The organism is Citrobacter sp. Cpo103 (assembly GCF_030332605.1).
In the GTDB taxonomy this organism is placed as follows: Bacteria; Pseudomonadota; Gammaproteobacteria; order Enterobacterales; family Enterobacteriaceae; genus Citrobacter; species Citrobacter portucalensis.
The window spans coordinates 179,600-205,853 of record NZ_JAOWHO010000023.1; the positions used below are offsets into that span (position 1 = coordinate 179,600).

26 protein-coding genes are annotated in these 26,254 nt (G+C 51.1%); 17 read left to right on the top strand and 9 right to left on the bottom strand.

Annotation, left to right across the window (positions count from 1 at the left end):
- Nucleotides 1-102: 102 nt before the first annotated feature.
- A complete protein-coding gene (locus OGX89_RS06420; protein ID WP_003832836.1) occupies nucleotides 103-945 on the bottom strand; it encodes an aminoglycoside phosphotransferase family protein in 843 nt (280 codons plus the stop codon).
- 188 nt (nucleotides 946-1,133) lie between these two features.
- On the opposite strand from OGX89_RS06420, the gene OGX89_RS06425 reads away from it, so the two are divergent.
- Entirely contained in the window at nucleotides 1,134-1,925 is a 792-nt protein-coding gene (locus OGX89_RS06425; RefSeq protein ID WP_063941560.1) for an MBL fold metallo-hydrolase, read from the top strand.
- A gap of 26 nt (nucleotides 1,926-1,951) precedes the next feature.
- On the opposite strand, the gene OGX89_RS06430 is transcribed toward OGX89_RS06425, so the two are convergent.
- Complete coding sequence (locus OGX89_RS06430) at nucleotides 1,952-2,296, bottom strand: DUF1294 domain-containing protein (RefSeq protein ID WP_279893193.1); 345 nt, start codon at nucleotides 2,294-2,296, stop codon at nucleotides 1,952-1,954.
- Nucleotides 2,297-2,530: 234 nt separating this feature from the next.
- On the opposite strand from OGX89_RS06430, the gene OGX89_RS23770 reads away from it, so the two are divergent.
- The 3 genes from OGX89_RS23770 (at nucleotide 2,531) to tus (ending at nucleotide 5,584) form a co-directional block, all read left to right on the top strand.
- Entirely contained in the window at nucleotides 2,531-3,049 is a 519-nt protein-coding gene (locus OGX89_RS23770; RefSeq protein WP_126318184.1) for a hypothetical protein, read from the top strand.
- A 230-nt stretch (nucleotides 3,050-3,279) separates the two neighbouring features.
- Nucleotides 3,280-4,581, top strand: a complete 1,302-nt coding sequence (gene rstB / locus OGX89_RS06440) for a two-component system sensor histidine kinase RstB (RefSeq protein ID WP_003832829.1) — start codon at nucleotides 3,280-3,282, stop codon at nucleotides 4,579-4,581.
- Nucleotides 4,582-4,654: 73 nt separating this feature from the next.
- On the top strand, nucleotides 4,655-5,584 hold the full coding sequence (gene tus, locus OGX89_RS06445; RefSeq protein WP_003832827.1) for a DNA replication terminus site-binding protein: 930 nt from the start codon (nucleotides 4,655-4,657) through the stop codon (nucleotides 5,582-5,584).
- Here tus and fumC read toward each other — a convergent pair.
- Entirely contained in the window at nucleotides 5,581-6,984 is a 1,404-nt protein-coding gene (gene fumC, locus OGX89_RS06450; RefSeq protein WP_003832824.1) for a class II fumarate hydratase, read from the bottom strand. The genes tus and fumC overlap by 4 nt on opposite strands.
- A 141-nt stretch (nucleotides 6,985-7,125) precedes the next feature.
- Complete coding sequence (gene fumB / locus OGX89_RS06455) at nucleotides 7,126-8,772, bottom strand: class I fumarate hydratase (protein ID WP_063941558.1); 1,647 nt, start codon at nucleotides 8,770-8,772, stop codon at nucleotides 7,126-7,128.
- A gap of 262 nt (nucleotides 8,773-9,034) precedes the next feature.
- On the opposite strand from fumB, the gene manA reads away from it, so the two are divergent.
- Both manA and OGX89_RS06465 read left to right on the top strand, forming a co-directional pair.
- A complete protein-coding gene (gene manA, locus OGX89_RS06460) occupies nucleotides 9,035-10,210 on the top strand; it encodes a mannose-6-phosphate isomerase (RefSeq protein WP_126956320.1) in 1,176 nt (391 codons plus the stop codon).
- A 106-nt stretch (nucleotides 10,211-10,316) separates the two neighbouring features.
- The gene (locus OGX89_RS06465) at nucleotides 10,317-11,825 is read left to right on the top strand and encodes a YdgA family protein (RefSeq protein ID WP_126956318.1); all 1,509 of its coding nucleotides are present in this window, start codon (nucleotides 10,317-10,319) and stop codon (nucleotides 11,823-11,825) included.
- Between the two features lie 47 nt (nucleotides 11,826-11,872).
- Here OGX89_RS06465 and OGX89_RS06470 read toward each other — a convergent pair whose 3' ends face one another.
- On the bottom strand, nucleotides 11,873-12,901 hold the full coding sequence (locus tag OGX89_RS06470) for a Mal regulon transcriptional regulator MalI (protein WP_126956316.1): 1,029 nt from the start codon (nucleotides 12,899-12,901) through the stop codon (nucleotides 11,873-11,875).
- 169 nt (nucleotides 12,902-13,070) lie between these two features.
- On the opposite strand from OGX89_RS06470, the gene malX reads away from it, so the two are divergent.
- The 3 genes from malX to OGX89_RS06485 all read left to right on the top strand — a co-directional run bounded on the left by malX (nucleotide 13,071) and on the right by OGX89_RS06485 (nucleotide 17,392).
- On the top strand, nucleotides 13,071-14,663 hold the full coding sequence (gene malX, locus OGX89_RS06475; protein ID WP_048226592.1) for a maltose/glucose-specific PTS transporter subunit IIBC: 1,593 nt from the start codon (nucleotides 13,071-13,073) through the stop codon (nucleotides 14,661-14,663).
- A 10-nt stretch (nucleotides 14,664-14,673) separates the two neighbouring features.
- Nucleotides 14,674-15,846, top strand: coding sequence for a MalY/PatB family protein (locus OGX89_RS06480; RefSeq protein ID WP_126956315.1), 1,173 nt, complete (start codon nucleotides 14,674-14,676; stop codon nucleotides 15,844-15,846).
- Nucleotides 15,847-16,219: 373 nt separating this feature from the next.
- On the top strand, nucleotides 16,220-17,392 hold the full coding sequence (locus OGX89_RS06485; protein ID WP_232397869.1) for a GGDEF domain-containing protein: 1,173 nt from the start codon (nucleotides 16,220-16,222) through the stop codon (nucleotides 17,390-17,392).
- A 44-nt stretch (nucleotides 17,393-17,436) separates the two neighbouring features.
- On the opposite strand, the gene OGX89_RS06490 is transcribed toward OGX89_RS06485, so the two are convergent.
- The 3 genes from OGX89_RS06490 to OGX89_RS06500 form a co-directional block, all read right to left on the bottom strand.
- Entirely contained in the window at nucleotides 17,437-17,613 is a 177-nt protein-coding gene (locus OGX89_RS06490) for a hypothetical protein (RefSeq protein ID WP_232397868.1), read from the bottom strand.
- Between the two features lie 12 nt (nucleotides 17,614-17,625).
- Complete coding sequence (locus OGX89_RS06495; RefSeq protein ID WP_232397867.1) at nucleotides 17,626-17,853, bottom strand: hypothetical protein; 228 nt, start codon at nucleotides 17,851-17,853, stop codon at nucleotides 17,626-17,628.
- Nucleotides 17,854-18,072: 219 nt separating this feature from the next.
- Entirely contained in the window at nucleotides 18,073-18,297 is a 225-nt protein-coding gene (locus OGX89_RS06500) for a hypothetical protein (protein ID WP_063941553.1), read from the bottom strand.
- Here OGX89_RS06500 and add point away from each other — a divergent pair.
- A complete protein-coding gene (gene add / locus OGX89_RS06505) occupies nucleotides 18,296-19,297 on the top strand; it encodes an adenosine deaminase (RefSeq protein ID WP_126956313.1) in 1,002 nt (333 codons plus the stop codon). The two genes, OGX89_RS06500 and add, sit on opposite strands and share 2 nt — an antisense overlap.
- Before the next feature lie 104 nt (nucleotides 19,298-19,401).
- On the opposite strand, the gene OGX89_RS06510 is transcribed toward add, so the two are convergent.
- Nucleotides 19,402-20,442, bottom strand: coding sequence for an oxidoreductase (locus tag OGX89_RS06510; protein WP_003832806.1), 1,041 nt, complete (start codon nucleotides 20,440-20,442; stop codon nucleotides 19,402-19,404).
- Nucleotides 20,443-20,682: 240 nt separating this feature from the next.
- Between OGX89_RS06510 and blr the strand changes: the two genes are divergently transcribed.
- From blr to rsxD, 7 genes are all read left to right on the top strand, one after another.
- Nucleotides 20,683-20,808, top strand: coding sequence for a division septum protein Blr (gene blr / locus OGX89_RS06515; protein WP_003029134.1), 126 nt, complete (start codon nucleotides 20,683-20,685; stop codon nucleotides 20,806-20,808).
- Nucleotides 20,809-21,098: 290 nt separating this feature from the next.
- Nucleotides 21,099-21,314, top strand: coding sequence for a transcription modulator YdgT (ydgT, locus tag OGX89_RS06520; RefSeq protein WP_003832804.1), 216 nt, complete (start codon nucleotides 21,099-21,101; stop codon nucleotides 21,312-21,314).
- 91 nt (nucleotides 21,315-21,405) lie between these two features.
- Nucleotides 21,406-21,846, top strand: coding sequence for a DUF2569 domain-containing protein (locus OGX89_RS06525; protein ID WP_003832803.1), 441 nt, complete (start codon nucleotides 21,406-21,408; stop codon nucleotides 21,844-21,846).
- Between the two features lie 76 nt (nucleotides 21,847-21,922).
- A complete protein-coding gene (gene rsxA / locus OGX89_RS06530) occupies nucleotides 21,923-22,504 on the top strand; it encodes an electron transport complex subunit RsxA (protein ID WP_003029144.1) in 582 nt (193 codons plus the stop codon).
- Nucleotides 22,504-23,082 (top strand): electron transport complex subunit RsxB, encoded by a 579-nt coding sequence (gene rsxB / locus OGX89_RS06535; RefSeq protein ID WP_126956311.1) that lies wholly within the window; start codon nucleotides 22,504-22,506, stop codon nucleotides 23,080-23,082. Before rsxA ends, rsxB begins: the two co-directional genes overlap by 1 nt.
- Nucleotides 23,075-25,192, top strand: a complete 2,118-nt coding sequence (gene rsxC / locus OGX89_RS06540) for an electron transport complex subunit RsxC (protein WP_126956309.1) — start codon at nucleotides 23,075-23,077, stop codon at nucleotides 25,190-25,192. The genes rsxB and rsxC overlap by 8 nt, the downstream gene beginning before the upstream one ends.
- Nucleotides 25,193-26,245, top strand: coding sequence for an electron transport complex subunit RsxD (gene rsxD / locus OGX89_RS06545; RefSeq protein WP_003832796.1), 1,053 nt, complete (start codon nucleotides 25,193-25,195; stop codon nucleotides 26,243-26,245).
- Nucleotides 26,246-26,254 lie beyond the last annotated feature (9 nt).

Here is a 26,254-nt window from a genome sequence, read left to right on the forward strand (position 1 = left end):
TTTGAGCTAAACAACACACCACACCACCGTTCACTGATTAATTAATATAACGTTTATCAGGCTAATGATAACTCTTAAGAATTACTAACCCAGTGTCGTAGATCAAAGTTGATTACCACCTGAAGCAAGTTCCGCCATCGCTAGCTCCGCAATACGCAGAGGTACCGTTGCGCTGTCACCCTCTTGCAGAAACCAGACGGACGACAACCCACACCAGGCAACAATCCACATCAGTAAACGCTGCCGTTCAATTCTGGCGATTTCAGACACAATGTTGACTCGTTGCGTGAATCTTTCCGGCTCAATGGCGACAGGTCTGGTAGGTTCGGCAAGATCGGGGTTAGTAAAGATATTGGCGTAATCAAAGCCACGCTCGCCCACCAGCCCTTTGGGATCGATAGCCAGCCATCCCCTCGTTCCGAAATCAAGAATATTGCCGTGGTGTAGATCGCCATGTAATACGACTTCATCATGGGGTGAAGATAGCAGTACGTTTGCCACCGCAGCACAACGCGTCAGGATACCGCCATGCTTTTTCGCGGCAGGAGCCAGATCGCGAAACCAATGGTGCAGAGGTGTTAACGCAGGCGTAGACGCATTTCGGGAGAGATGGAGTCTACTGGCAGCATGGCAAATAATGCGACAGGCCTGCGCATCGTTGCCAGTCCAGGACATGTCCGCTAAAGACTCTGTCCCTGTCGCACGTTCCAGCAGAATCGCCCCTGCTGCATGAGCAAGTACTTTCGCTGCGCCATTTCCGTTCCACCAGACCATGAGTTCACAGCCGATCCGTTCACTGTCATCGTCGGTAATCTTTAGTATGGCTTTCTGCCCGTCCTTGACCACCACCACAGGCAAAAGCTGCGATGTGTGCGTTTCAAACGGTTCACCATCTGGAGTGAGCCCCCAACGGTTGAGCCAGGTGTTGAACAGACGATTTTCCAAACAATATCCTCATTTTTCTCTGGAAGATGGTAACCAAAGGATCCGTGTCGGCATTATTCCTGTTTTCTTTTGGTTGAGCCACAACCCCCACTTCCATCATCACTGACTTATCGGGTAGAGCACTAACAGGCACATCCTTGTGTATCTGTGTGCCATGCTGACTGTGTTCGGTATATGAGGAGGACACGATGATCTCGTTATGCAAAACCTGTGGAACATCCTATGAGGTAGCTGGCGCCCATCCGGAACATTGCGATATCTGCCTGGATGAACGTCAATATGTCCCCACAAGCGGGCAGAAATGGATCGATTTTGACACCCTGTGTGCATCGCATACAAATAAGTGGAAGCAACACGACAGTACTCTCCTCAGCATCCGCACCGTTCCTGATTTTGCAATTGATCAGCGCGCGTTTCTTGTGCGCACCCCAGAAGGAAATATTCTGTGGGACTGCATTGCCACGCTCGACGATGCCACAAAAACGCTAATAACGTCCCTTGGCGGCCTTAAGGCTATCGCGATTTCGCATCCTCATTACTACACCACCATGCAGGACTGGGCTGCGGAATTTAACGCGCCGATTTACCTTCATGCCAGCGACAGAAGGTGGGTAATGCGCGACAGCCCGTGGATTAGATTCTGGGATGGCGACACCATTGAGTTAACCCGTGACGTCAAGGTGATACGTCTCGGCGGACACTTTGCTGGCGGCTGCGTCCTGCACTGGGCGCGTGACGAAGGCGTCGTGCTTTCTGGCGACATCGTTCAAGTTACACCAGGTGCCCATGCAGTCTCATTTATGTGGAGCTACCCCAATATGCTACCGTTGCCAGCCGCAACCGTCAGCGACATCATCCAACGCCTGAGAACAGTGAAATTTAAGCAACTTTACGGCGCATTTGAAGGAAAAAATATTACGCAAAATGCCGATGAAATTGTGCGCCGTTCAGGTGAAAAATATATTTCCTGCCTCAAATAAACCGGCAGTTTATTCACCAACCATGCTCAGGAAGGTAAAAATGGATAGAACTTATAAATCACGCCTATCACAGAAATACTCACTATCACACTGATAATGAAGTAGGTTTTGAAAGGCTGCTTTTGTGTTTTATGGCGAAAGATTTGTTGACCCGCTATCGCGCCGCCCCACCCGCCCACAACGCCAAACACCAGCAATGTGGATTCCGGCACTCTGCGCCAGTCCTTACGTGCCGCCATTTTGTCCACGCCGTATAACAGCAGCGTCAAAACGTTGGCGAGTAGAAACCATATAACAAGAGGATAAGCGGTGAAAATGCAGCCGACCGCTGCGAAAATGAGTAGCGAATAACAACAGCGATTGAGATTCATATTTTCAGTCACAGCACTTTTCAGGAAGTATCGACACGCATTATACGCAAGGTCAGTCATCCCTGCCACGGGTGAGAATATCCCTTTTATTATTATGCCTATATCCCCAAAGATAGCGCAAATTCTCTGGTCTGCGGCGTACCTAACAATTCAAACAAGAGAGCCGTTTTCATTATTCAAAACAAATGGTAATTTATTAAACCCAAATGGAGAAATTGTTCTGGAGTCGCAAGGATGAGAAAATACTCATATCCATATTTGTTTTTTGTTACCGTCTCATCTCTCGGCGCAATTTTTCTCTTTTATTGGTGGAGGGTAACGATATACAGAGCGACATTTCTCTACCCGCTCACATCCAAATACCTCATGCTTATTTCTCTGGCAGTGTCATTGTTAATTACCTTATTTCTGGTAGGAAATGGGATAATGAAAAAAAGTCCCTTCCAAACTTATCTAAAATTATTTGGTGGTATCAGCATTGCCATGGTGCTGTTTTCAGTGATCATGGTTATGGCGATAACCTGGTTCATTCCGGGTGTCCCCTCGTCCTATACCACCACATACGTCTATGCTACAGGAAGTTCGAAAAGCTGTTCGGGGGCTGATGTTGACGATCCAGACCTTGGGACTAATATCAGAATTTGCTATCCCGAAGGTAACTACGAATATAACAACACCATCTACGTTGAGAAACGAAGTAACCTTTTAGGTGCGGTCGTGACGTACGCCAGAACAACCCCATCCCGATTTTGATTAACTTACAGCATAGAAAGCAATGCGTGATCCAGCGAAAGGTCATTCTGCGCCCGTAGGGGCCATAAGAATGCAGAAAAGAGATATACAGTGTACTCTGCGTGGACAAGCACGCCGGATGGTGATCGGAGAACCTTTCTGAACCCACGCATCGGCGGATACTGCTGTGCCCACTTTTCCCCTGAGGGACACGTGCACTCGCTAACTTATTGAGCATTCGGTGATTTTTTATGAAGAAACTGTTTGTGCAGTTTTACCTCCTGCTGTTTGTCTGCTTTTTGGTGATGACCCTGTTGGTCGGTCTGGTATACAAATTCACCGCAGAACGCGCAGGCAGACAGTCGCTCGACGATTTGATGAAAAGCTCGTTGTACCTGATGCGCAGTGAACTACGCGAAATCCCGCCACGCGACTGGGGTAAGACGCTGAAGGAGATGGATTTAAACCTCTCATTTGACCTTCGCGTTGAACCGCTGAATAAGTACACACTGGATGCCCCAACCATGCAGCGTTTGCGCGAAGGCGATATTGTGGCACTTGACGATCAATACACCTTTATTCAACGCATTCCTCGCAGCCATTACGTGCTAGCCGTCGGCCCGGTTCCTTATCTCTATTTTCTTCATCAAATGCGCTTGCTGGACATCGCGCTGATGGCGTTTATTGCTATCTCACTGGCCTTCCCGGTACTGATCTGGATGCGCCCGCACTGGCAGGAAATGCTCAGACTCGAATCCGCCGCACAACGTTTTGGTGAAGGACATCTGAGTGAACGCCTTCATTTTGACAGTGGTTCCAGCTTTGAGCGCCTGGGCGTAGCGTTTAATCAAATGGCCGACAATATCAATGCGCTGATCGCCAGTAAAAAACAGCTCATCGATGGTATTGCCCATGAGCTTCGTACCCCGCTGGTACGTTTACGTTACCGGCTGGAAATGAGTGATAACCTCACCGAGCAGGAATCTCAGGCTCTGAATCGTGATATCGGCCAACTGGAAGCGTTGATCGAAGAGTTACTGACCTACGCCCGCTTGGATCGCCCGCAAAATGAACTGAAACTCAGCGTACCGGACCTACCTGCTTGGTTAACCACCCATCTGGAGGATGTGCAAAGCGTGAATCCTGACCGTGTGGTGCAATTACGTCATCTCGAAACTGGCGACTACGGCGCGTTGGATATGCGCCTGATGGAGCGGGTCCTGGATAATTTGCTGAACAATGCCCTACGCTATTGCCAGTCTACAGTGCAAGCCAGTCTGCTGCTGAGCGGCAATCAAGCCACGCTGGTAGTGGAAGACGACGGTCCCGGTATTGCACCAGACGCACGTGAACAGGTTTTTGAACCGTTTGTACGCCTTGATCCCAGCCGCGATCGGGCGACCGGGGGTTGTGGGCTTGGGTTAGCCATCGTCCACTCAATAGCGTTGGCTATGGGAGGGACGGTCGTCTGTGGTGAAAGTGAACTTGGCGGTGCCCGTTTTACTTTCCGTTGGCCCGTCTGGCATAACATTCCTGAAATTTCAGCTGCCTGACCTATTCTGCTCGGTGGTCAGGCGATGGATGTTGTGTTATAAAAAAGTATGTTGTAACTAAAATGGTAAACCTATGGCCCGTTACGATCTCGTTGACCGCCTGAACGGCACCTTTCGCCAGATGGAACAAGAACTGGCGCTTCTGAACGAAAACCTGTTGCAGCAGACGCTGCTTATTGCCCGCGTATTCTCGTTACCGGAAGTGGTCAAAGAGGCAGAGCATGCCCCTCTGCAAAACATTGATGTTAAGCAGCACTTAGGCAAAGAGGCTGAAGCGCTGGCATTGCGTCATTACCGTCACCTGTTTATTCAGCAGCAGTCCGAAAACCGCAGCAGCAAAGCGGCCGTCCGCCTACCGGGTGTATTGTGCTACCAGGTTGATAATGCGGCGCAATGTGCTCTGGAAGAACAAATCCAGCGTATAAACCAGTTGAAAACCACCTTCGAGCGCATTGTTACAGTAGAATCAGGGCTGGCGCCGGCAGCACGTTTCGAATGGGTGCATCGCCACCTGCCGGGGCTGATTACACTGAATGCCTATCGCACGCTCACCGTTGTCAGAGATCCTGCCACCCTCCGGTTCGGCTGGGCTAACAAGCACATTATTAAAAACCTGAAACGCGATGAAGTACTGCAGCAACTGGAAAAAAGCCTGACCTCACCGCGCAGCGTACATCCCTGGACTCGTGAAGAATGGCAGCAGAAGCTTGAACGCGAATATCAGGATATCGCCGCCTTACCGCAGCAGGCCCGCCTGAAGATCAAAAGGCCGGTAAAAGTGCAGCCTATTGCCCGCGTCTGGTACAAAGGAGAGCAAAAACAGGTGCAATATGCCTGCCCGACACCACTGATTGCTTTGCTTAATAACGACAACGGTATGACCGTACCGGATATCGGCGAGTTACTGAATTACGATGCCGAAAACGTTCAGCATCGCTTTAAACCTCAGGCGCAGCCGTTGAGATTGATTATTCCCCGGCTGCACCTGTACGTTGCGGATTAACTGCCTGGCCGCATGCTGCCAACCATCAGCTCCGGACGTACCCAGCTGTCGAACTCCGCTTCGGTTAGATATCCCAGCGCCAGAGCGGAGGCTTTTAGCGTCAGCCCTTCTTTATGCGCTTTTTTGGCAATTTCAGCCGCTTTATCGTAACCGATATGGGTGTTGAGCGCGGTCACCAGCATCAGCGACTCATTGAGCAGTTGATCTATTCGTTCACGGTTGGGCTCGATTCCCGTCGCACAATGTTCATTGAAGCTTTCCATACCGTCCGCCAGCAGGCGTACCGACTGCAGGAAGTTGTGGATGACCATCGGTCGATAGACGTTGAGCTCAAAGTTACCTGACGCCCCGCCCATATTGATGGCGACATCGTTGCCCATCACCTGGCAGCAAAGCATAGTCAGCGCTTCACACTGGGTAGGATTGACTTTACCCGGCATGATCGAGCTGCCCGGTTCGTTTTCCGGAATTGAAATTTCGCCAATACCACAGCGCGGGCCAGATGCCAGCCAGCGTACATCGTTGGCGATTTTCATCAGCGATGCTGCCAGCCCTTTTAGCGCTCCGTGGGCATGAACCAGCGCATCGCAGGTGGCCAGCGCTTCAAATTTATTCGGAGCGGTAACGAACGGCGCGCAGGTAATGACCCGCAGTTCATCCGCGACCCGGCGGGCGTATTCGGGATGAGTGTTCAGTCCTGTACCTACCGCGGTTCCCCCCAACGCCAGTTCTGCCACATGCGGTAAACTGTTTTCAATGTGTCTGAGGTTATGTTCAAGCATTGCTACCCAGCCGGAAATCTCCTGGCCAAGCGTAAGTGGAGTTGCATCTTGCAGATGTGTACGACCAATTTTAACGATATCGGCGAAAGCGTGGGACTTATCACTGAGCGTTTTGGTCAACACATTTAATTGTGGGATCAAAGATTTACGCAGCGCCAGCAGTGCGGCAACGTGCATTGCCGTCGGGAAGACATCGTTCGAGCTTTGGCTTTTATTGACATCATCGTTGGGGTGTACTTTCCGCTCCATTCCCCGCTCACCGCCCAGCAACTCGCTGGCCCGGTTTGCCAGCACCTCGTTCATGTTCATATTGCTTTGCGTGCCGGACCCAGTTTGCCAGATGGCCAGCGGAAACTCATCGCGGTGTTTATCTGCCAACACTTCATCTGCAGCCTGCATAATAGCCCTGGCTTTATCCTCCGCCAGCAGCCCCAGATCCTGGTTAACCTTTGCCGCAGCGCGTTTCGTCAGCGCCAGCGCATGGATCAACGAGACCGGCATTTTCTCCGTTGAGATACGAAAATGCTCCAGTGAACGTTGGGTTTGCGCGCCCCAAAGCTTATCGGCAGGAACATCAATCGCCCCCATTGAATCATTCTCGCGGCGTACCGTTACCATTACCTGCTCCTTACATTAACAGTTGATTAGGTTATGTTTCGACATTGCCCATTTGCATTGGTCTTATGAGTATTAACGAGGTTAAATCTGTCGTTTGGTGGTTCGTGCGGTAAAAAAAACCGCCCCGAAGGGCGGCTGACGTTACTTAACGCAGCGTGCGCACTGCGACGTCTGAATTTGCTTGAAGAAATCGTTGCCTTTGTCATCCACCAGGATAAACGCCGGGAAATCTTCCACTTCAATTTTCCAGATGGCTTCCATCCCGAGTTCCGGGTATTCCACGCACTCCAGACTCTTGATACTGCCCTGGGCCAGCACCGCGGCGGGGCCGCCAATACTGCCTAAATAGAAGCCGCCATGCTTATGGCAGGCATCGGTCACCTGCTGGCTGCGGTTGCCTTTCGCCAGCATGATCATGCTTCCACCAGCAGCCTGAAGCTGGTCAACATACGAGTCCATACGCCCGGCCGTGGTTGGCCCCAGCGAACCCGAAGCATAGCCTTCCGGCGTTTTTGCCGGACCTGCGTAATAGATCGGGTGATCTTTAACATACTGCGGCAAACTTTCGCCGTTATCCAGACGTTCTTTCAGTTTCGCATGCGCAATATCACGGCCAACGATAATTGTACCGTTGAGCGACAGTCGCGTGGAAACCGGATACTGGGAAAGCTGAGCCAGGATCTCTTTCATCGGACGATTGAGGTCAACGCGTACCGCTTCGCCCTCTCCCGCCTGGCGCAGCTCTTCCGGTATAAATTTGCCAGGATTATGTTCCAGTTTTTCGATCCAGATACCTTCACGGTTGATCTTGGCTTTGATATTTCGATCGGCTGAGCAAGAAACACCCATACCAACCGGACATGACGCGCCGTGACGCGGCAGGCGGATCACGCGGATATCATGCGCGAAATACTTCCCGCCAAACTGCGCGCCCAGTCCCAAATTCTGCGCCTCAATCAGCAGCTCTTTTTCCAGCTCTACATCGCGGAATGCCTGACCATGTTCGTTACCTTCTGTCGGCAGTTCGTCGTAGTATTTTGCAGAAGCCAGTTTGACCGTTTTCAGCGTGGCTTCTGCCGATGTTCCACCGATTACGAACGCGATGTGATACGGCGGACAAGCCGCAGTGCCCAACGTACGCATTTTCTCAACCAGGTAATTTTTTAATTTGCCCGGCGTTAGCAGCGCTTTGGTTTCCTGGTACAGATAGGTTTTGTTCGCCGAACCACCACCTTTGGCAATACACAGGAATTTGTATTCATCGCCGTCGACGGTATACAAATCGATTTGTGCTGGCAGGTTGGTACCGGTGTTCACCTCTTTATACATATCCAGCGCTGCGTTTTGTGAATAGCGCAGGTTGTCTTCGATGTAGGTGTTATAGACGCCTCGTGCCAGCGCCTCCTCATCGCCCCCACCGGTCCAGACGCGCTGACCTTTTTTACCTACGATAATCGCAGTTCCGGTGTCCTGACAGGTCGGCAAAACGCCTTTTGCCGCGATGTCAGAGTTACGCAGAAATTGCAGAGCCACATACTTGTCGTTTTCGCTGGCTTCCGGGTCGCGCAGAATATCGGCTACCTGCTGTTGATGTGCGGGACGCAGCATAAACGACGCATCATGAAAGGCCTGACGAGCCAACAGGGTTAAGGCTTGCGGTGCAACTTTAACAATCTCCTGCCCTTCAAATTCGGCAACAGAGACATAGTCGCTGGTCAGCAGATAGTATTCGGTATCATCCTTTTTGAGGGGGAAAGGATGCTGATAATGAAAGGGTTTGTTTGACATTGTGCTCTCACTTACTGCTCGGTCTGGTTATTCTCTGGGCAGATGTTCCATTGCCCTGCTTCCCTGCCGCAGATCCGGTTGTAGAAGGAAGAGCTTTCTGCAACCGGAATTACTCAGGGTATTAAAAGCGAGTCACCATATCCTACACATTTTTTTAACAAAAACTGAGACAAGTACGACTTTTTACATGTGCAGGTTACTTCGCTCAGGGTTTCTTGGTTTAATAGCCGTAGAAAATTCAACATTGAAACAGGGCTTGATAATGCAAAAACTCATCAACTCAGTGCAGAACTACGCCTGGGGAAGTAAAACGGCGTTAACGGAACTCTATGGCATTGCCAACCCCACTCAGCAACCGATGGCTGAGCTGTGGATGGGGGCGCATCCGAAAAGCAGTTCGCAGGTTCTCGGCGCTGACGGTCAGACGGTTGCTCTGCGCGACGTTATCGAGCACGATAAATCCGCACTGCTGGGCGATGCCGTTGCCCAACGTTTTGGTGAACTGCCCTTCCTGTTTAAAGTGCTCTGCGCTGCTCAACCGCTTTCGATTCAGGTTCATCCTAACAAGCACAACTCTGAAATTGGATTTGCCAAAGAAAACGCCGCAGGGATCCCGATGGATGCGGCCGAGCGCAACTACAAAGATCCTAATCACAAACCAGAACTGGTATTTGCTTTGACGCCTTTCCTGGCGATGAACGCATTCCGCGAGTTCTCTGAAATTGTTGCATTGTTACAACCCGTTTCCGCCGCACATCCGGCTATTGCGCATTTCCTGGAAGAGCCGAGTGCGGAACGTCTGAGCTATCTTTTCGCCAGCTTGCTGAATATGCAGGATGAGGAGAAATCCCATGCGTTGGCGATCCTGAAATCGGCGCTGAACAGCCAGCAGGGTGAACCATGGCAAACCATCCGTCTGATCGCTGACGTCTACCCGAACGACAGTGGGCTCTTCTCCCCGCTGCTGCTCAATGTGGTGAAACTCAATCCAGGCGAGGCTATGTTCTTATTTGCCGAAACCCCGCACGCTTACCTGCAAGGAGTGGCACTTGAGGTGATGGCTAACTCGGACAACGTGCTGCGCGCCGGACTGACGCCAAAATATATTGATATTCCGGAACTGGTCGCCAACGTGAAGTTTGTCGCCAAGCCAGCAAACCAGTTACTGACCACGCCGGTTGAATCTGATGGTGAACTGGACTTCCCGATCCCGGTTGACGATTTTGCGTTCTCCCTGCATGACCTTACTACCAATGGCGCAGATATCAGCCAGCAAAGTGCAGCCATTTTGTTCTGCATAGAGGGTGAAGCTGTATTGAGCAAAGGTGAGCAACGCCTGGTGCTGCTACCGGGTGAATCGGCCTTTATTGGCGCGAATGAATCGCCGGTTTACATCAGTGGCGCAGGTCGTTTAGCACGGGTTTATAACAAGCTATAGCAAGATACTGATATTTTTAACAACTCTTGCTAAGCTGTAGTGAGTTAAAGACATGTCACTCCTCCAGGCGTCTTCAAACGCCTGGTTTTATTTTATGGATATCGAAATGAAAAAATCGCTGGTAGCTGCGGGTGTGGTGGTTGCGCTGGGTATCGTCTGGACGGGCGGTGCCTGGTATACAGGTAAGAAACTTGAAACGCATCTCACCGAGATGGTGACACAGGCAAACGATCAGTTAAAACGTTTCTCCCCTGAGGCGGGCATTGAACTGAGTTATCAAAACTACCAGCGCGGGGTGTTCAATAGCCAACTGCAATTGGTGGTGAAACCCATCGCCGGGCAGGCAGATTCCTGGCTAAAATCGGGGCAAAGTATCGTCCTGAATGAAACCGTCGATCACGGTCCATTCCCGCTGGCACAACTGAAATCACTGAATCTGGTCCCGGCTATGGCCTCCGTGAGAACGACGCTGGTCAATAACGACGTTACCAAACCGCTGTTTGATATTGCCAAAGGTGAGTCGCCATTTGTCATTAACTCCCGTATCGGCTACAGCGGCGATACCCGTTCCGATCTCTCCCTTAAACCACTGAACTATGAGAAAGGCGACGAAAAAGTAGCCTTCAGCGGCGGGGAATTCCAGTTTACAGCAGACAAAGAAGGTAACGCTGTCTCGCTGACAGGCAATGCGCAAAGCGGCGTGGTCAATGCGGTCAACGAGTATGACCAGAAAGTACAGATGACTTTCAATAACCTGAAAACTGAGGGTTCCAGCAGTATTGCCAGCTTTGGTGAGCGCATCGGCGACCAGAAATTGTCACTCGATAAACTGTCGATTTCCGTCGAAGGTAAAGAGTTAGCGGTTCTGGAAGGCATGGGTATTGATGGTAAATCCGATCTGATCAACGAGGGTAAAACTGTCAACAGCCAGCTGGATTACACGCTGAACAGCCTGAAATTACAGGGGCAGGACATGGGTAGCGGTAAACTGACGCTGAAAGTTGGCCAGATTGACGGTGAAGCACTACACCAGTTCAGTCAGCAGTATAGCGCCCAAACCAAGGCGCTGATGGCGCAGATTGATGTGGTACAAAATCCTGAGCTTTATCAGCAAAAAGTCACTGAAGCCTTCTTCAATGCACTGCCGATTCTGATGAAAGGCGAGCCGGTTATCACCATTGCCCCGCTGAGCTGGAAAAATGCAAAAGGTGAAACCGCATTTAATTTGTCACTGCTGCTAAAAGATCCGACAGCAAATACTGAGGAACCACAAACGCTGGCTCAGGAAGTGGATCGTTCGGTCAAATCACTGGATGCTAAGCTGACGATTCCGGTTGATATGGCGACTGAGTTCATGACGCAGATTGCCAAAATTGAAGGGTATCAGCAGGAACAAGCGGCCGATCTGGCGAAACAACAGGTGAATGGCCTGGCGGCAATGGGTCAGATGTTCCGTATTACAACGATGCAGGACAACGTCATCGGTTCCAGCCTGCAATACGCAAACGGCCAGGTTACGTTAAACGGACAAAAAATGTCGCTGGATGAGTTTGTTGGCATGTTCGGTATGCCTTCTCTCGGCGAACCGGATGCCCCGGCTATCCCGCAACAGTAAATACGCGTGACAACAGGCCCGATAACCGTGTGCTTATCGGGCCTGTTTTATTTTGCCACCACCAGCCGGGCGGAAAGCGTCAGGTTACGCGAATGACCATCATCGTGCCCAATGCGCTGTAGCATGCGCTCAGCAAGGGTATATCCCATTTCACGCGCGGGCGTGCAGGCCCAAATAATGGGGATATCGTCCAGTGCATTTTCCGCTACATCGGCAAATCCGGCTAACGAGATCTGCTGTTCGAAGTAGCGATCTACGCCAATTTCACCACTCTGACGCCCTGCTCTCATCAGGCCAAACCAGGCGCCAACGGCTATCGTTTCGTTGTAGCATACCACTGCGCTGATCGTTGGGTTACGACGTAACAGCGCAGTCACCTCTTCTGCGGCCTGCTTTTGGCTGGATGAGCACTCCAGCACCCAGTCGCTATGAAACGGTAAACCATACTTTAGCAACGTCGTACAATAGCCGCCGACACGCTCTGCGCGAGTCAATGAAGAACTCTGCCCCCCCAACCATGCGATGCGCTGATGCCCATGGCGTATCAGATGTTCAACCAGCAATTGCGCTGCCTGCATGTTGTCAGGCCTGACGGTGTCAACGTCATCCAGGTAGCTGGCCCGAGACGCAAACACTACCGGAATCCCCTTATCGGCGGCCAGTTGTTGCAGGTCGTCGCTACTGCCGGCAGCTCCGGCGATCACCACACCATCAACCCCTTGATTAAGCAGCATAGCGAAACGCTGCGCCAGCTGTTCGCCATCTTTGCCGCCATGTAATAAAAATACCATGCGCCCCTGTGCTTCTAATGCTTCCGTCAGACCCGCCGTCAACTCGGCGTAAAACGGGGTGGAAAGGTCGCGCACGATCAAACCAATTACCCCGCTCTGCCCACCACGCAGCGCTGATGCCTGGCGATTACGCACAAACCCCAGTTGCTCAATAGCGGCATTCACCCGTTCGCCGGTCGCGGATGAAATACGGCCTTTTCCACTAAGCACCAATGAGACGGTACTAACCGAAACGCCCGCGGCCAGCGCAACATCATGGATAGTTATTTTTTTGGCTATAGCCATAAAAACGGAAAACTCCCTGATAACGTGACGGATAAAACGTTTTATCAATCACTTATATTTATACGCTCTATTATCGTTCGATAATGTGATTTGTACCGCACTAAAATTAGGTAAAACGTTTTATCTTCTCGCCATCATTAGTCAGCTAGCTTTTACGAGGAGTCGTTTGATGACGACGAGAACCACACCAAAAATTACGTTATGGGAATTTTTCCAGCAGTTGGGCAAAACCTTTATGCTGCCCGTGGCTCTGCTCTCATTCTGCGGGATCATGTTAGGGATCGGCAGCTCGTTAAGTAGTCATGATGTCTTAACGCTGATCCCGGCATTGGGTAATCCGGTACTGCAGGCTATTTTTACCTGGATGAGCAAAGTAGGCTCATTTGCGTTTAGCTTCTTACCTGTGATGTTCTGTATTGCCATACCTCTCGGCCTGGCTCGCGAGAACAAAGGCGTAGCGGCATTTGCCGGTTTTGTTGGTTATGCGGTGATGAACCTTGCCGTCAACTTCTGGTTAACTGCGAAAGGTATCTTACCTACCACAGATGCCGCGATCCTGAAGGCCAACAACGTGCAGAATATCCTGGGGATCCAGTCGATCGACACCGGGATCCTCGGCGCTGTAATTGCCGGGATCATCGTCTGGATGCTGCATGAACGTTTCCACAACATCCGCCTGCCGGATGCACTGGCCTTCTTCGGCGGTACCCGCTTTGTGCCAATTATCTCTTCGGTGGTGATGGGACTGGTCGGCCTGGTTATTCCCCTGGTTTGGCCGGTTTTCGCCATGGGCATTAACGGGCTCGGCCACATCATCAACAGCGCGGGCGAATTTGGTCCAATGCTGTTTGGTACCGGTGAACGTCTGCTGCTGCCCTTTGGTCTGCATCATATTCTGGTGGCGCTCATTCGCTTCACCGAAGCTGGCGGCACGCAGGAAGTCTGCGGTCACAGCGTAAGCGGCGCACTGACTATTTTCCAGGCTCAACTGAGCTGCCCGACAACACAAGGTTTCTCTGAAAGCGCAACCCGCTTCCTGTCGCAGGGTAAAATGCCGGCGTTCCTCGGTGGTTTGCCGGGGGCAGCGCTCGCGATGTACCACTGTGCTCGCCCTGAAAATCGTCATAAAATTAAAGGGTTGTTAATTTCTGGTCTCATTGCCTGCGTGATCGGCGGTACAACCGAACCACTCGAATTCTTATTCCTGTTCGTTGCCCCTGTTTTGTATGTAATCCACGCCCTGCTGACCGGTCTTGGTTTCACCGTGATGGCGGTGTTAGGCGTCACCATCGGTAACACGGACGGTAACCTGATTGACTTTGTGGTATTCGGCATCCTGCACGGACTCTCTACCAAGTGGTATCTGGTCCCTGTTGTGGCGGCGATCTGGTTCGCGGTGTACTACGTGATCTTCCGTTTCGCCATCACACGTTTCAATCTGAAGACCCCGGGTCGTGACGTCGAAATTGCCAGCAATATCGAAAAAGTCATGGCGGGTGCACCGGGTAAATCCGGTTACAACGTCCCTGCCATTCTGGCGGCGCTGGGCGGTGCGGAAAACATTGTCAGCCTGGATAACTGCATTACCCGTCTGCGCTTGTCAGTGAAAGATATGTCGCTTGTTAACGTACAAGCGCTGAAGGACAATCGCGCCATTGGCGTAGTACAACTCAATCAGCATAACCTTCAGGTCGTTATTGGTCCGCAGGTCCAGTCAGTGAAAGACGAGATCGCCGTTCTGATGAACACCGTACAGGCATAAGGACAACAGTATGTTTGATTTTTCAAAGGTGGTGGACAGGCACGGTACCTGGTGTACCCAGTGGGATTACGTTGCCGACCGTTTTGGTTCAGCCGACCTGCTGCCGTTCACCATCTCCGATATGGATTTTGCCACCGCACCTTGCATTCTGGAGGCGCTGACTCAGCGCCTGTCACATGGCGTGCTGGGTTACAGCCGCTGGAAAAATGATGAATTTCTGGCGGCAATTAGTCATTGGTTTCTTACGCGTCATAATACCCAAATCGACCCTCAGTCGCTGGTTTATGGCCCCTCGGTCATCTATATGGTGTCGGAGCTGATCCGCCAGTGGTCTTCTGCGGGTGATGCGGTGGTAATTCATACACCGGCGTACGACGCGTTTTACAAAGCGATTGAAGGTAATCAGCGCCAGGTATGCGCTGTCGGACTTGAAAAGCGCGCTGACGGCTGGGTTTGCGACATGGTTGCGCTGGAAAAAGCGCTCTCCAGGCCTGAAAGTAAAATTCTTCTGCTTTGCAGTCCGCACAACCCAACCGGTAAGGTGTGGACGCGCGATGAACTGGAAACCATGGCGGAACTGTGTCAGCGCCACGGTGTAAAAGTCATCTCTGATGAGATCCATATGGATATGGTATGGGCAGACCAGCCGCACATCCCGTGGAGTAACGTCGCGCGCGACAGTTGGGCGCTGTTCACCTCCGGTTCAAAGAGCTTCAATATTCCGGCGTTAACCGGGGCTTACGGGATTATTGGGGATGAGCAGAGTCGCAACGATTACCTCAGTGCGTTAAAGGGTCGGGATGGTCTTTCCTCACCTGCAGTGCTCGCGCTTAGCGCACATATCGCAGCCTACCAACAGGGCGCTAGCTGGCTTGATGCGCTGCGGGATTACCTTGTCAGTAACCTGCATTACATCGCGCATGAGCTGAATAACGCATTCCCCGAACTGAACTGGCAGGTTCCGCAATCCACCTATCTGGCATGGATTGACTTGCGTCCACTCAACCTTGATGACCATGCACTGCAGGAAGCACTCATCCATCAGCAGAAAGTCGCCATCATGCCCGGATACACATACGGAGAAGAAGGACGAGGTTTTGTGCGCCTCAATGCCGGATGTCCACGTTCCAAACTTGAAAAAGGCGTTCAGGGGTTGATTAACGCCATCCGCACAATACGTTAAATAGTCTTGCGCAATGAAGAACTCATTGCGCAACTCCTTATATAAAAAAACAAATCTTTTTTCTATCGTTTTTTTAATACCAATTCCTCCCTGACTTTTCCTGCCAGTAAAAATCAACAGCAATAAAAATCAAAAAGACAAAATACAAAGCTGAGAAGATAGCCGAAATATAGCGCTGTTTTATATACATAAAAATCATGAATACAACACAAATAAACATTCACAAAAAGAATTTAACTTTTTTTTACTCCTGTCCCTAACGACATCCATTTTTCTTTGGTATATCCCTTTTAGTAATCAGCGTTATAGCCTCTCTTTTTATCCGGTTATTGCAACCTTTGCTGGTGTATTGCACATTCAGACGGGGTGCTTTATGACGATGAATTACATGAGTTATCGGCGCAAAAAATATCTTTTACCCCTGGCCTGCGCGTTTTATTTCTCGGGGGTTTTCTTATTTCTTGCGCTCTATATTTATTTTTATAAAAACGGCCTTCCTGGTGTCATCTACAATGACATTGCTGTTTTATACTTTATGAGGAACATGTTAATTACGGGGCTGTTTTTTGCAACATACTATTTATATACGTTTAAAAATAAAAAAGAAAAGCATGGTAAAACAGTTATTTACGCCACTTATTTATGGTGCATGTTGCATCTGGTAATGGCTATCCTCTACTCCATCCGTATTACGCCAATATCGTTTCAGTTGGTTGATACAGAAACGTTTGAATGGCTTAGACCCTGGCGTGGTAGCTTTATTTATGTCCTCATTATCTTGTGGACCTGTATCGTTTTATTAGGGGCAAAATTAACCCAGCTAAAAACACAGTTTTGGGTAAGTATGTCACTGGTTGCCCTGAGCAATCTGTTAAGTGTCATCATTATGCTGAAGTACACGCATATAGACTCCGCTGGATGGTATCTCGCCAGAGGCCTGGAGTGCCTTAGCGCAATGGCCGTGATGATCGTGCTCATGTCTGATATTTTCAAGCGCTACAAAGCCTCACGTCAGGCCTATGAATTATCCTATGAAAATTCAGTCCGCGACCCGATGACCCGACTTTTCAACCGTGGCTATTTTTATAACGCACTCAGCAATGAGATTAAAATGACAGCAACCCATAAACCCCTGAGCATTGTCTTTTGCGACATTGATTTCTTTAAGTCGGTCAATGAAACCTGGGGACATTTGCAGGGTGACAGAGTGATAATTAAACTGTCAGAAATTATGCAGCGACTGAGTCGGCGTAACGACATCGTGGCGCGTATTGGCGGAGAAGAGTTTGCTATTTTGCTACCTGAAACTAACGCTGATGCAGCATTTAACATCGCAGAGCGAATCAGAAAACACGTAGAACAACAAACTCAGACCACGACTAAAGGTGATTTTCCACGCATCATCACCATCAGCCTGGGTATCGTAACCTCAGTTGATAACCGTTCAGCCCCTGAACAACTTGCTGATTGCGCAGACCGCGCCCTGTATATGGCAAAAAACCGAGGCCGTAATTGCGTTGTGGCCTATTCTGGTGAAGAAGTTTAATAGCAAAGGAAAAGATCACCACCAGGGCGATCTTTTCCTCATGATCAGTTGGTAATTTTCATGTGCAGCTGGAATGCGTTAGTTTTCCCCTCATCCTTCGCCGCACCTTTTTGATATATTCTGATGGTATACTTACCGCTGGCAGGCAGTGTATTTTTATAAGTGTCACCACTCATCATGCCATCAAAAATGAATTGTTCGCCCGGCGCAATAATACTCATGAAAGGATGAGGCTAGGCGCTTTTCAAAACTGCTTGCATGGTCTGCCCTTTTTTGGCGACAAACGTATAATCTTTTGTTTTATCGCCCGTAATTGTCCCCTTGATATCTGCGCCACTGGTACCTTTCTTAAACTGGATTACATGCGTTTCATCCGCTTTATACGCCGCATGCGTAGGCACAGCTGCCAGCAGCAAACTTCCACAGAACATTGTACTGACAATTAGCTTTACACTTTTCACTTTATTAATACCCTCAGTCGTTATTGTATTTTTATAACATACCTCGCTGCACATTCATAAACTGGAAAGTGTCCATTTTTCGCTATTAGCAATGTTACTCAATAAATATCTGAATAAAATAACACTGACAGGCAGTAATTATATAAAAACGAGGTAAATAATCTTAAAATAAAATCCCTTCATTACACACATGCTGCAGGAAATGCGTTATTGCTTACTTTACGCCCATCTTGCCACCGCAAGGCAAAAGCAGCGTGATACGGTCTCAAGGATCAGGCCGTCGGAACACCACTCTGTTGGAGCGCTAACAGCATGGTCAACAATTTGGCGATACTTGCTTCCCCATACCCCCGAACTCTGCACTGCTTTTTTTAAAGTTTTTAGAGGAACATTTTTCTGTTGTATAATGGCCTGCACTTTACCTAAATACACGAGTGCGACCATGATTGATACTTCCCTCCCCCTGACCGACGTCCATCGCCACCTTGATGGTAACATCCGTGCACAAACGATCCTGGATCTGGGTCGTAAGTTCAACTTAACGCTTCCGGCGCAAACGTTGGAAACGCTGATCCCTCATGTGCAAGTCACATCAACTGAGCCGGATTTAGTGAGCTTTTTATCCAAGCTCGACTGGGGCGTGAAGGTACTGGCCTCGCTGGATGCGTGTCGTCGCGTGGCATTTGAAAATATTGAGGATGCCGCACGTAACGGCTTGCACTATGTTGAACTGCGTTTTTCCCCAGGATACATGGCGATGACGCATCAGCTCCCGGTTGCAGGTGTGGTTGAAGCCGTCATCGCAGGTGTACGCGAGGGTTGCAAGACCTTTGGCGTCGAAGCACGCTTAATTGGCATTATGAGCCGTACTTTTGGCGAAGCCGCCTGCCTGCAGGAACTGGATGCGCTGTTAGCCCACCGAGACCATATTACGGCACTGGATCTTGCCGGTGACGAACTGGGGTTCCCGGGCAGCCTGTTCCTGTCCCATTTCAACCAGGCTCGCGACGCCGGCTGGCGTATTACCGTTCATGCGGGCGAAGCCGCGGGACCAGAAAGCATCTGGCAGGCCATTAAAGAGCTAGGCGCTGAGCGTATTGGTCACGGCGTTAAAGCCGTTGAAGATCGTGCGTTGATGGATTACCTCGCCGAGCACCGTATCGGCATCGAATCCTGCCTGACATCAAACATTCAGACCAGCACCGTTGCCTCACTAGCGAACCATCCGCTGAAAACGTTCCTTGAGCATGGCGTTATCGCCAGTTTGAATACGGACGACCCGGCTGTTCAAGGTGTGGATATTATTCACGAGTACACCATTGCCGCACCCGCGGCAGGGTTAACGCGTGAACAGATACGTCAGGCCCAAATCAACGGTCTGGAAATGGCATTCCTGAGTAACGAAGAAAAACGAGCCTTGCGCGAGAAAGTCGCCGCAGCGTAACAGGTAAAGTGCCGGATGGCGCTAACGCTTATCCGGCCTACGTTGGTTTTGATTGTAGGCCGGATACGATGCCAGGAAGGTATCGCCTTGCGCCATTTACCTAATCAGGCAAGGCACAGCGTCGAACGATGTTTCGCGGATTCGAGACCCAGCTCAATCAGCTCCATAATTTGGATAGCCTGTCTCGCCGGTACCGGGTTTTCACCGTTACCATTTAGCGCATCACGAATGCCAGCATAGTACGCCGGATAGTTGCCCGGTACAGTAAGCCAGGTTTCTTCGACCTGCTCTTCGCCTTCTACTCGCGTCAATACGCCATCGCGCATATCATAACCCCAGTCTTCCTGTGGCAGTCGTTCGCCATTTTTCAGGCGCTCTTCCTGCGGGTCAAGACCATACTTCACATAGCTGCCACGCGATCCGTGCACAATATAGCGGGCCGATTCTGCGGCAGCGAGCATGGTGCCATGCAAGATCACACGACGCTGCGGATACGTCAGGATGGCATGGAAGTAATCCGTCGCCTGCGCGCCCGGGCGCAGCTGGGCAAGGTCTACCGTCAGGCTGACGGGCAAACCAAACAGGTTAATCGCCTGATCCAAAAGATGCGGTGCTAAATCGTACCAGATACCGCTTCCCGGACCGCCCTGTTCACGCCAACGATCACGAACCTGCGGGCGGAAACGATCGAAATGGGATTCGAAATACGCCACCTCTCCCAAAACACCATCCGCCAGCAGAGCTTTCAGCGTCAGAAAATCACTGTCCCAGCGACGGTTATGGAACACAGACAGCACGCGCCCGAGGCTGCGCGCCAGCGCATCCAGCTCACGAGCTTGTGACAGTGTCACGGTAAAAGGCTTATCAACAACCACGTGTTTGCCCGCTTCCAGCGCAGCTTTCGCTAACGGAAAGTGCGTGTCGTTAGGCGTGGGGATCACAATCAGGTCGATATTTGGATCGTTAAAAAGATGCTTAGGCTCAGCAACAACCGCCACCGTAGGCCAGTCTGCCTTCACTTTTGCTTCATCACTACTGGAAACCGCAGCCAGTTCCAGGCCCGGCGTGCCCACAATCAGGGGGGCATGGAAGGTTTTGCTGGCATAACCATAGCCAATTAGCCCAACACGGATGTTGTCACTCATATTATTGCCTCTCAATTCAGGACTGACCTATTTCACACCATACCTTGCAACGTCTCAATAGTTTAATAACCTTTGCGCTACAAAGGTTGTTTTTAACTTAAGTCAAACATATGCCACTTATGCTTAACTTGCAGCGAAAAAGAGGTAGAAATCGTTCCCAATCATCTTGCTGTATTAATGAGAGATTAGTAACATTTGCAGCCTGTGTTTATGGATAAATCAAAGCAAATGTCATCAGTAATGAATCGTCTTATTGAATTAACAGGTTGGATTGTTCTCGCCGTCTCCGTGATCCTGCTGGGTGTTGCCAATCATATTGACAATTACCAGCCGCCAGAGCCCGTTGCCGCAGTGCAGAAAAAATAAGCATCCGCAGCCTTTTATTGCCCGGCAATTAACATTGGTAGTTGCAGGGCTTGCCGGGAAAAGATCGCTTTCTGTCAAAAAAAGGGAATTATGCCGCATCCCGCTCCGCTGCATATTGCCAGCGATCGCTAAGCGCGTTACCCTTGCCAAAGACGCGCATAGCGCCTGCTTTTCACAGGTATGAACACTCTTCTTAAATTTGCACGTAAATCCGCTTTTACCTGTGCACGTTGTTTATTTTTATATTTTCTACTCCGTTGGTATTATTTTATTAATATGGATCTGCATTTATGACTGTTCAGGATTACTTATTAAAATTCCGCAAAATCAGTTCACTCGAAAGTCTGGAAAAGCTGTTCGACCATCTAAACTACACGCTCACCGACGATAGCGACATCATCAATATGTACCGTGCCGCAGACCATCGCCGTGCGGAGCTTATATCCGGAGGCCGTCTGTTTGATGTTGGTCAGGTACCTAAATCAGTCTGGCATTACGTGCAATAAAGAAGAAAGTAGCGCTCAACGTTAAAAGCTTTATAATAATTGCCCCAAAATGAATGGCATGATTGATTGCGCGCGTAAACCTGGAGAAGAGATGACTACCACACCGGCACAACGTATCGGAGGCTGGCTACTTGGGCCACTGGCCTGGCTGTTAGTCGCGTTGTTGAGCGCTTCGCTGGCGTTATTACTTTATGTCACTGCGCTGGCTACACCGCAAACCTTCAAAACGCTGGGTGAGCAAAGTACGGCAAACTTGCTGTTATGGGGCGTCTCTTTTGTTACCGCGATCGCCATGTGGTATTACACACTGTGGCTGACGATTGCGTTTTTCAAACGCCGAGCCTGTGTGCCTAAGCATTACATTCTGTGGCTGCTGATCTCCGTGTTGCTGGCGATTAAAGCGTTTGCGTTTTCACCCGTTCCAGACGCTTTTGCCGTGCGCCAACTGCTGTTCCCATTACTGGCCGCAGCACTGTTGGTGCCCTACTTCAAACGATCGCAGCGCGTTAAATCGACGTTTGTGAACCCGTAATAACCCTACAGTTAACCTGTTGTCGCCTGTTGTAGATTGTCAGATAATAGGCGGCTTTTTTATTTCAGGCCGAAAAATGACTGATTACCTGCTGCTGTTTGTCGGAACTGTACTGGTCAATAACTTTGTACTGGTCAAGTTTCTGGGCCTCTGCCCGTTTATGGGTGTTTCCAAAAAACTGGAAACCGCAATGGGTATGGGCCTTGCCACGACGTTTGTCATGACGCTGGCCTCCATTTGCGCATGGCTGATTGATACCTGGATCCTAATCCCGCTCAATCTCATCTATCTGCGCACGCTGGCTTTTATTCTGGTTATCGCCGTCGTCGTGCAGTTTACCGAAATGGTTGTGCGTAAAACCAGCCCTGCGCTGTACCGCCTGCTGGGGATCTTCCTACCGCTGATCACCACTAACTGCGCAGTGTTAGGTGTGGCGCTACTGAACATCAACCTCGGCCATAACTTTTTACAGTCGGCGCTATACGGTTTTTCCGCCGCCGTCGGCTTCTCGCTGGTGATGGTACTGTTCGCTGCGATCCGCGAACGCCTCGCCGTAGCGGACGTCCCAGCGCCGTTTCGCGGCAATGCGATTGCGCTGATTACTGCTGGTTTAATGTCATTGGCCTTTATGGGCTTTAGTGGTTTGGTGAAGTTGTAATGAATGCTATCTGGATTGCCGTTGCCGCAGTGAGTCTACTGGGTCTGGCGTTCGGCGCTATTTTGGGGTACGCCTCGCGACGTTTTGCCGTTAAAGATGATCCGGTCGTGGAGAAAATTGATGAAATTCTCCCGCAAAGCCAGTGTGGACAGTGCGGCTATCCGGGCTGTCATCCTTACGCTGAAGCGATAGGCTCTCAGGGTGAAAAAATTAACCGTTGCGCCCCCGGTGGCGAAGCGGTGATGTTAAAAATTGCCGCTCTGCTGAACGTCGACCCGCAACCTATTGATGGCGATGAACAAGACGTTACGCCGGTGCGAATGCTGGCGGTCATTGATGAAAATAACTGTATTGGGTGCACTAAGTGTATTCAGGCCTGCCCGGTCGATGCGATCGTGGGCGCGACCCGCTCCATGCACACGGTAATGAGCGATCTCTGCACCGGGTGCAACCTGTGCGTTGACCCGTGCCCGACGCAATGTATTGAATTACGCCCGGTAGCCGAGACACCCGATAGTTGGAAATGGGATTTAAACACCATCCCTGTGCGCATCATTCCCGTGGAACAACATGTTTAAGTTATTCTCTGCATTCAGAAAAAATAAAATCTGGGACTTTGATGGCGGCATTCATCCACCAGAAATGAAAACCCAGTCAAACGGAACGCCGTTGCGACAGGTTCCGCTGGCGCCGCGTTTCGTTATTCCGCTGAAACAACATATTGGTGCGGAGGGTGAACTGTGCGTAAACGTGGGTGACACCGTGCTGCGTGGTCAGGCCTTAACCCGCGGGCGTGGCAAAATGCTTCCAGTCCATGCGCCAACATCAGGCACCGTGGTTGCTATTGCGCCGCATTCCACCGCACATCCTTCGGCACTCGCTGAGCTGAGCGTCATCATAGACGCCGATGGCGAAGACCGCTGGATCGAGCGAGACGGCTGGACCGACTACCGCTCCCACAGCCGGGAAGAGCTGATTGCGCGTATTCATCAGTACGGCGTCGCCGGACTGGGTGGCGCGGGTTTTCCCACCGGCGTTAAACTGCAGGGCGGTGGAGATAAAATTGAAACCCTGATCATTAACGCCGCCGAATGCGAGCCGTACATTACGGCAGATGACCGCCTGATGCAGGACTGTGCCGCTCAGGTCGTCGAAGGTATCCGCATCCTGGCGCACATTCTTCAGCCACGCGAGATCCTCCTTGGTATCGAAGATAACAAACCGCAGGCAATATCTATGCTGCGCGCGGTGCTGGCTGATTCACACGACATTAGCCTACGCGTGATCCCCACCAAGTACCCGTCCGGCGGGGCCAAGCAGTTAACACAAATCCTGACCGGCAAGCAGGTTCCCCACGGCGGACGCTCCTCTGATATCGGCGTATTGATGCAAAACGTCGGAACCGCCTATGCAATTAAACGGGCAGTAATTGACGGAGAGCCGATCACCGAACGTGTCGTGACGCTTACCGGTGAAGCCGTCAGCCGTCCGGGCAACGTCTGGGCGCGTTTAGGCACGCCTGTTCGTCATCTGCTCAACGATGCGGGCTTCTGCCCTTCCGCCGACCAGATGGTGATTATGGGCGGGCCGCTGATGGGCTTTACGCTGCCGTGGCTGGATGTCCCGGTGGTGAAGATAACCAACTGTCTTCTGGCACCCTCTGCCAGTGAAATGGGTGAAACACCGGAAGAGAAAGGCTGCATTCGCTGTAGCGCATGCGCCGATGCCTGTCCGGCGGATCTCCTGCCACAACAACTTTATTGGTTCAGTAAAGGGCAACAGCACGACAAGGCAACGGCCCATAATATCGCCGACTGCATTGAGTGCGGTGCCTGCGCCTGGGTATGCCCAAGCAATATTCCGCTGGTGCAATATTTCCGTCAGGAAAAAGCCGAGATTTACGCCATTAGCCAGGAAGAAAAACGCGCCGCTGAAGCGAAAGCTCGGTTTGAAGCCCGCCAGGCGCGCCTTGAACGTGAAAAAGCAGCGCGTCTTGAACGCCATAAGAGCGCTGCTGCTCAGCCGGCGGCCAAAGATCATGATGCCATTGCTGCCGCGCTGGCTCGTGTAAAAGAAAAGCAGGCTCAGGCGCTACAGCCAGTGATCATTCAGGCAGGCGTAAAACCTGACAATAGTGCCGTGATTGCCGCACGCGAGGCGCGTAAGGCGCAAGCTCGTGCCTCCCGTAAGGAAAATCCGCCGCAAAGTGATGGCAGCAGCACGGGTACAGACCCGCGTAAAGCCGCCGTGGAAGCGGCAATTGCCCGTGCCAAAGCCCGCAAACTTGAACAAGAACTGGTAACGGAAACGGCCGAACCGGCTGATCCGCGTAAAGCCGCCGTGGAAGCGGCAATTGCCCGCGCCAAAGCCCGCAAACTTGAACAAGAACAGGTAACGGAAACGGCCGAACCGGCTGATCCGCGTAAAGCCGCCGTCGAAGCGGCAATCGCCCGCGCCAAAGCCCGCAAACTTGAGCAAGAAGCGGTAACGGAAACGGCTGAACCGGTTGATCCGCGTAAAGCCGCCGTGGAAGCAGCAATCGCCCGCGCCAAGGCCCGCAAGCTCGAGCAGCAGGCGGTAGCTGAAACAGCCGAGCCGGTTGATCCACGTAAAGCCGCCGTCGCGGCCGCTATCGCACGCGCTCATGCTAAGAAAGCCGCACAGCAGCAGGTTGTAAACGAGGAATAAATGGTATTCAGAATAGCAAGCTCCCCTTATACCCATAACCAGCGCCAGACATCGCGTATCATGATGCTGGTATTACTTGCTGCATTGCCGGGGATCGCCGCTCAGCTGTGGTTCTTTGGCTGGGGCACGTTGTTCCAGATAGTTCTCGCATCCATCAGCGCTATTGCTGCCGAAGCGGGTGTGCTTAAACTGCGTAAACAACCCATTGTGCCGATTTTAAAAGACAACTCTGCGTTACTCACCGGGTTGCTTTTGGCCGTCAGTATTCCGCCCCTCGCGCCATGGTGGATGGTGGTATTAGGCACGGTATTTGCGGTTATCATTGCGAAACAGCTGTATGGCGGGCTCGGGCAGAACCCGTTTAACCCTGCCATGATTGGTTATGTCGTGCTGCTCATCTCATTTCCGGTACAGATGACCAGTTGGCTGCCGCCGCATGAAATTGCGGCCACGGTGCCTGGTTTTTTTGACGCCCTGAACGTTATCTTTAACGGACATACCGCCAGCGGTGGGGATATGAATTCGCTGCGTATGGGCATCGATGGTATCAGTCAGGCAACGCCTCTTGATACCTTTAAGACATCCCTGCATGCAGGACGTACCGTTGAGCAGGTGATGCAATACCCGATCTACAGCGGCATGCTGGCAGGCGCTGGCTGGCAGTGGGTGAACCTTGCCTGGCTGGTGGGCGGTATCGTGCTGTTATGGCAAAAAGCGATTCGCTGGCATATCCCGGTTAGCTTCCTGCTGTCACTCGCCGTTTGTGCCACTTTGGGCTGGATATTTTCGCCAGAATCGCTGGCCTCGCCTCAGTTGCACCTCCTTTCCGGCGCGACAATGTTAGGTGCGTTCTTTATTCTTACCGATCCCGTTACGGCATCAACAACCAACCGCGGTCGCCTGATTTTTGGCGCACTTGCTGGCCTGTTAGTATGGTTGATTCGCAGTTTTGGCGGTTATCCTGATGGCGTGGCTTTTGCCGTATTGCTGGCGAATATCACGGTTCCCCTGATTGATTATTACACTCGCCCTCGCGTGTACGGACATCGCTAAGGAGTCCCT

What these genes read in the sequence shown, in the direction of transcription:
- OGX89_RS06470 (WP_126956316.1), bottom strand. Translation starts at nt 12,901, where the DNA reads ATGGCTATAGCCAAAAAAATAACTATCCATGATGTTGCGCTGGCCGCG.
- blr (WP_003029134.1), top strand. Translation starts at nt 20,683, where the DNA reads ATGAATCGTCTTATTGAATTAACAGGTTGGATTGTTCTCGCCGTCTCC.
- rstB (WP_003832829.1), top strand. Translation starts at nt 3,280, where the DNA reads ATGAAGAAACTGTTTGTGCAGTTTTACCTCCTGCTGTTTGTCTGCTTT.
- rsxC (WP_126956309.1), top strand. Translation starts at nt 23,075, where the DNA reads ATGTTTAAGTTATTCTCTGCATTCAGAAAAAATAAAATCTGGGACTTT.
- tus (WP_003832827.1), top strand. Translation starts at nt 4,655, where the DNA reads ATGGCCCGTTACGATCTCGTTGACCGCCTGAACGGCACCTTTCGCCAG.
- OGX89_RS06485 (WP_232397869.1), top strand. Translation starts at nt 16,220, where the DNA reads ATGACGATGAATTACATGAGTTATCGGCGCAAAAAATATCTTTTACCC.
- fumB (WP_063941558.1), bottom strand. Translation starts at nt 8,772, where the DNA reads ATGTCAAACAAACCCTTTCATTATCAGCATCCTTTCCCCCTCAAAAAG.
- OGX89_RS06465 (WP_126956318.1), top strand. Translation starts at nt 10,317, where the DNA reads ATGAAAAAATCGCTGGTAGCTGCGGGTGTGGTGGTTGCGCTGGGTATC.
- OGX89_RS06500 (WP_063941553.1), bottom strand. Translation starts at nt 18,297, where the DNA reads ATGGTCGCACTCGTGTATTTAGGTAAAGTGCAGGCCATTATACAACAG.
- fumC (WP_003832824.1), bottom strand. Translation starts at nt 6,984, where the DNA reads ATGGTAACGGTACGCCGCGAGAATGATTCAATGGGGGCGATTGATGTT.
- OGX89_RS06490 (WP_232397868.1), bottom strand. Translation starts at nt 17,613, where the DNA reads ATGAGTATTATTGCGCCGGGCGAACAATTCATTTTTGATGGCATGATG.
- OGX89_RS06525 (WP_003832803.1), top strand. Translation starts at nt 21,406, where the DNA reads ATGACTACCACACCGGCACAACGTATCGGAGGCTGGCTACTTGGGCCA.
- rsxA (WP_003029144.1), top strand. Translation starts at nt 21,923, where the DNA reads ATGACTGATTACCTGCTGCTGTTTGTCGGAACTGTACTGGTCAATAAC.
- ydgT (WP_003832804.1), top strand. Translation starts at nt 21,099, where the DNA reads ATGACTGTTCAGGATTACTTATTAAAATTCCGCAAAATCAGTTCACTC.
- manA (WP_126956320.1), top strand. Translation starts at nt 9,035, where the DNA reads ATGCAAAAACTCATCAACTCAGTGCAGAACTACGCCTGGGGAAGTAAA.
- rsxD (WP_003832796.1), top strand. Translation starts at nt 25,193, where the DNA reads ATGGTATTCAGAATAGCAAGCTCCCCTTATACCCATAACCAGCGCCAG.
- OGX89_RS06430 (WP_279893193.1), bottom strand. Translation starts at nt 2,296, where the DNA reads ATGAATCTCAATCGCTGTTGTTATTCGCTACTCATTTTCGCAGCGGTC.
- OGX89_RS06425 (WP_063941560.1), top strand. Translation starts at nt 1,134, where the DNA reads ATGATCTCGTTATGCAAAACCTGTGGAACATCCTATGAGGTAGCTGGC.
- OGX89_RS06480 (WP_126956315.1), top strand. Translation starts at nt 14,674, where the DNA reads ATGTTTGATTTTTCAAAGGTGGTGGACAGGCACGGTACCTGGTGTACC.
- add (WP_126956313.1), top strand. Translation starts at nt 18,296, where the DNA reads ATGATTGATACTTCCCTCCCCCTGACCGACGTCCATCGCCACCTTGAT.
- rsxB (WP_126956311.1), top strand. Translation starts at nt 22,504, where the DNA reads ATGAATGCTATCTGGATTGCCGTTGCCGCAGTGAGTCTACTGGGTCTG.
- OGX89_RS06510 (WP_003832806.1), bottom strand. Translation starts at nt 20,442, where the DNA reads ATGAGTGACAACATCCGTGTTGGGCTAATTGGCTATGGTTATGCCAGC.
- OGX89_RS23770 (WP_126318184.1), top strand. Translation starts at nt 2,531, where the DNA reads ATGAGAAAATACTCATATCCATATTTGTTTTTTGTTACCGTCTCATCT.
- malX (WP_048226592.1), top strand. Translation starts at nt 13,071, where the DNA reads ATGACGACGAGAACCACACCAAAAATTACGTTATGGGAATTTTTCCAG.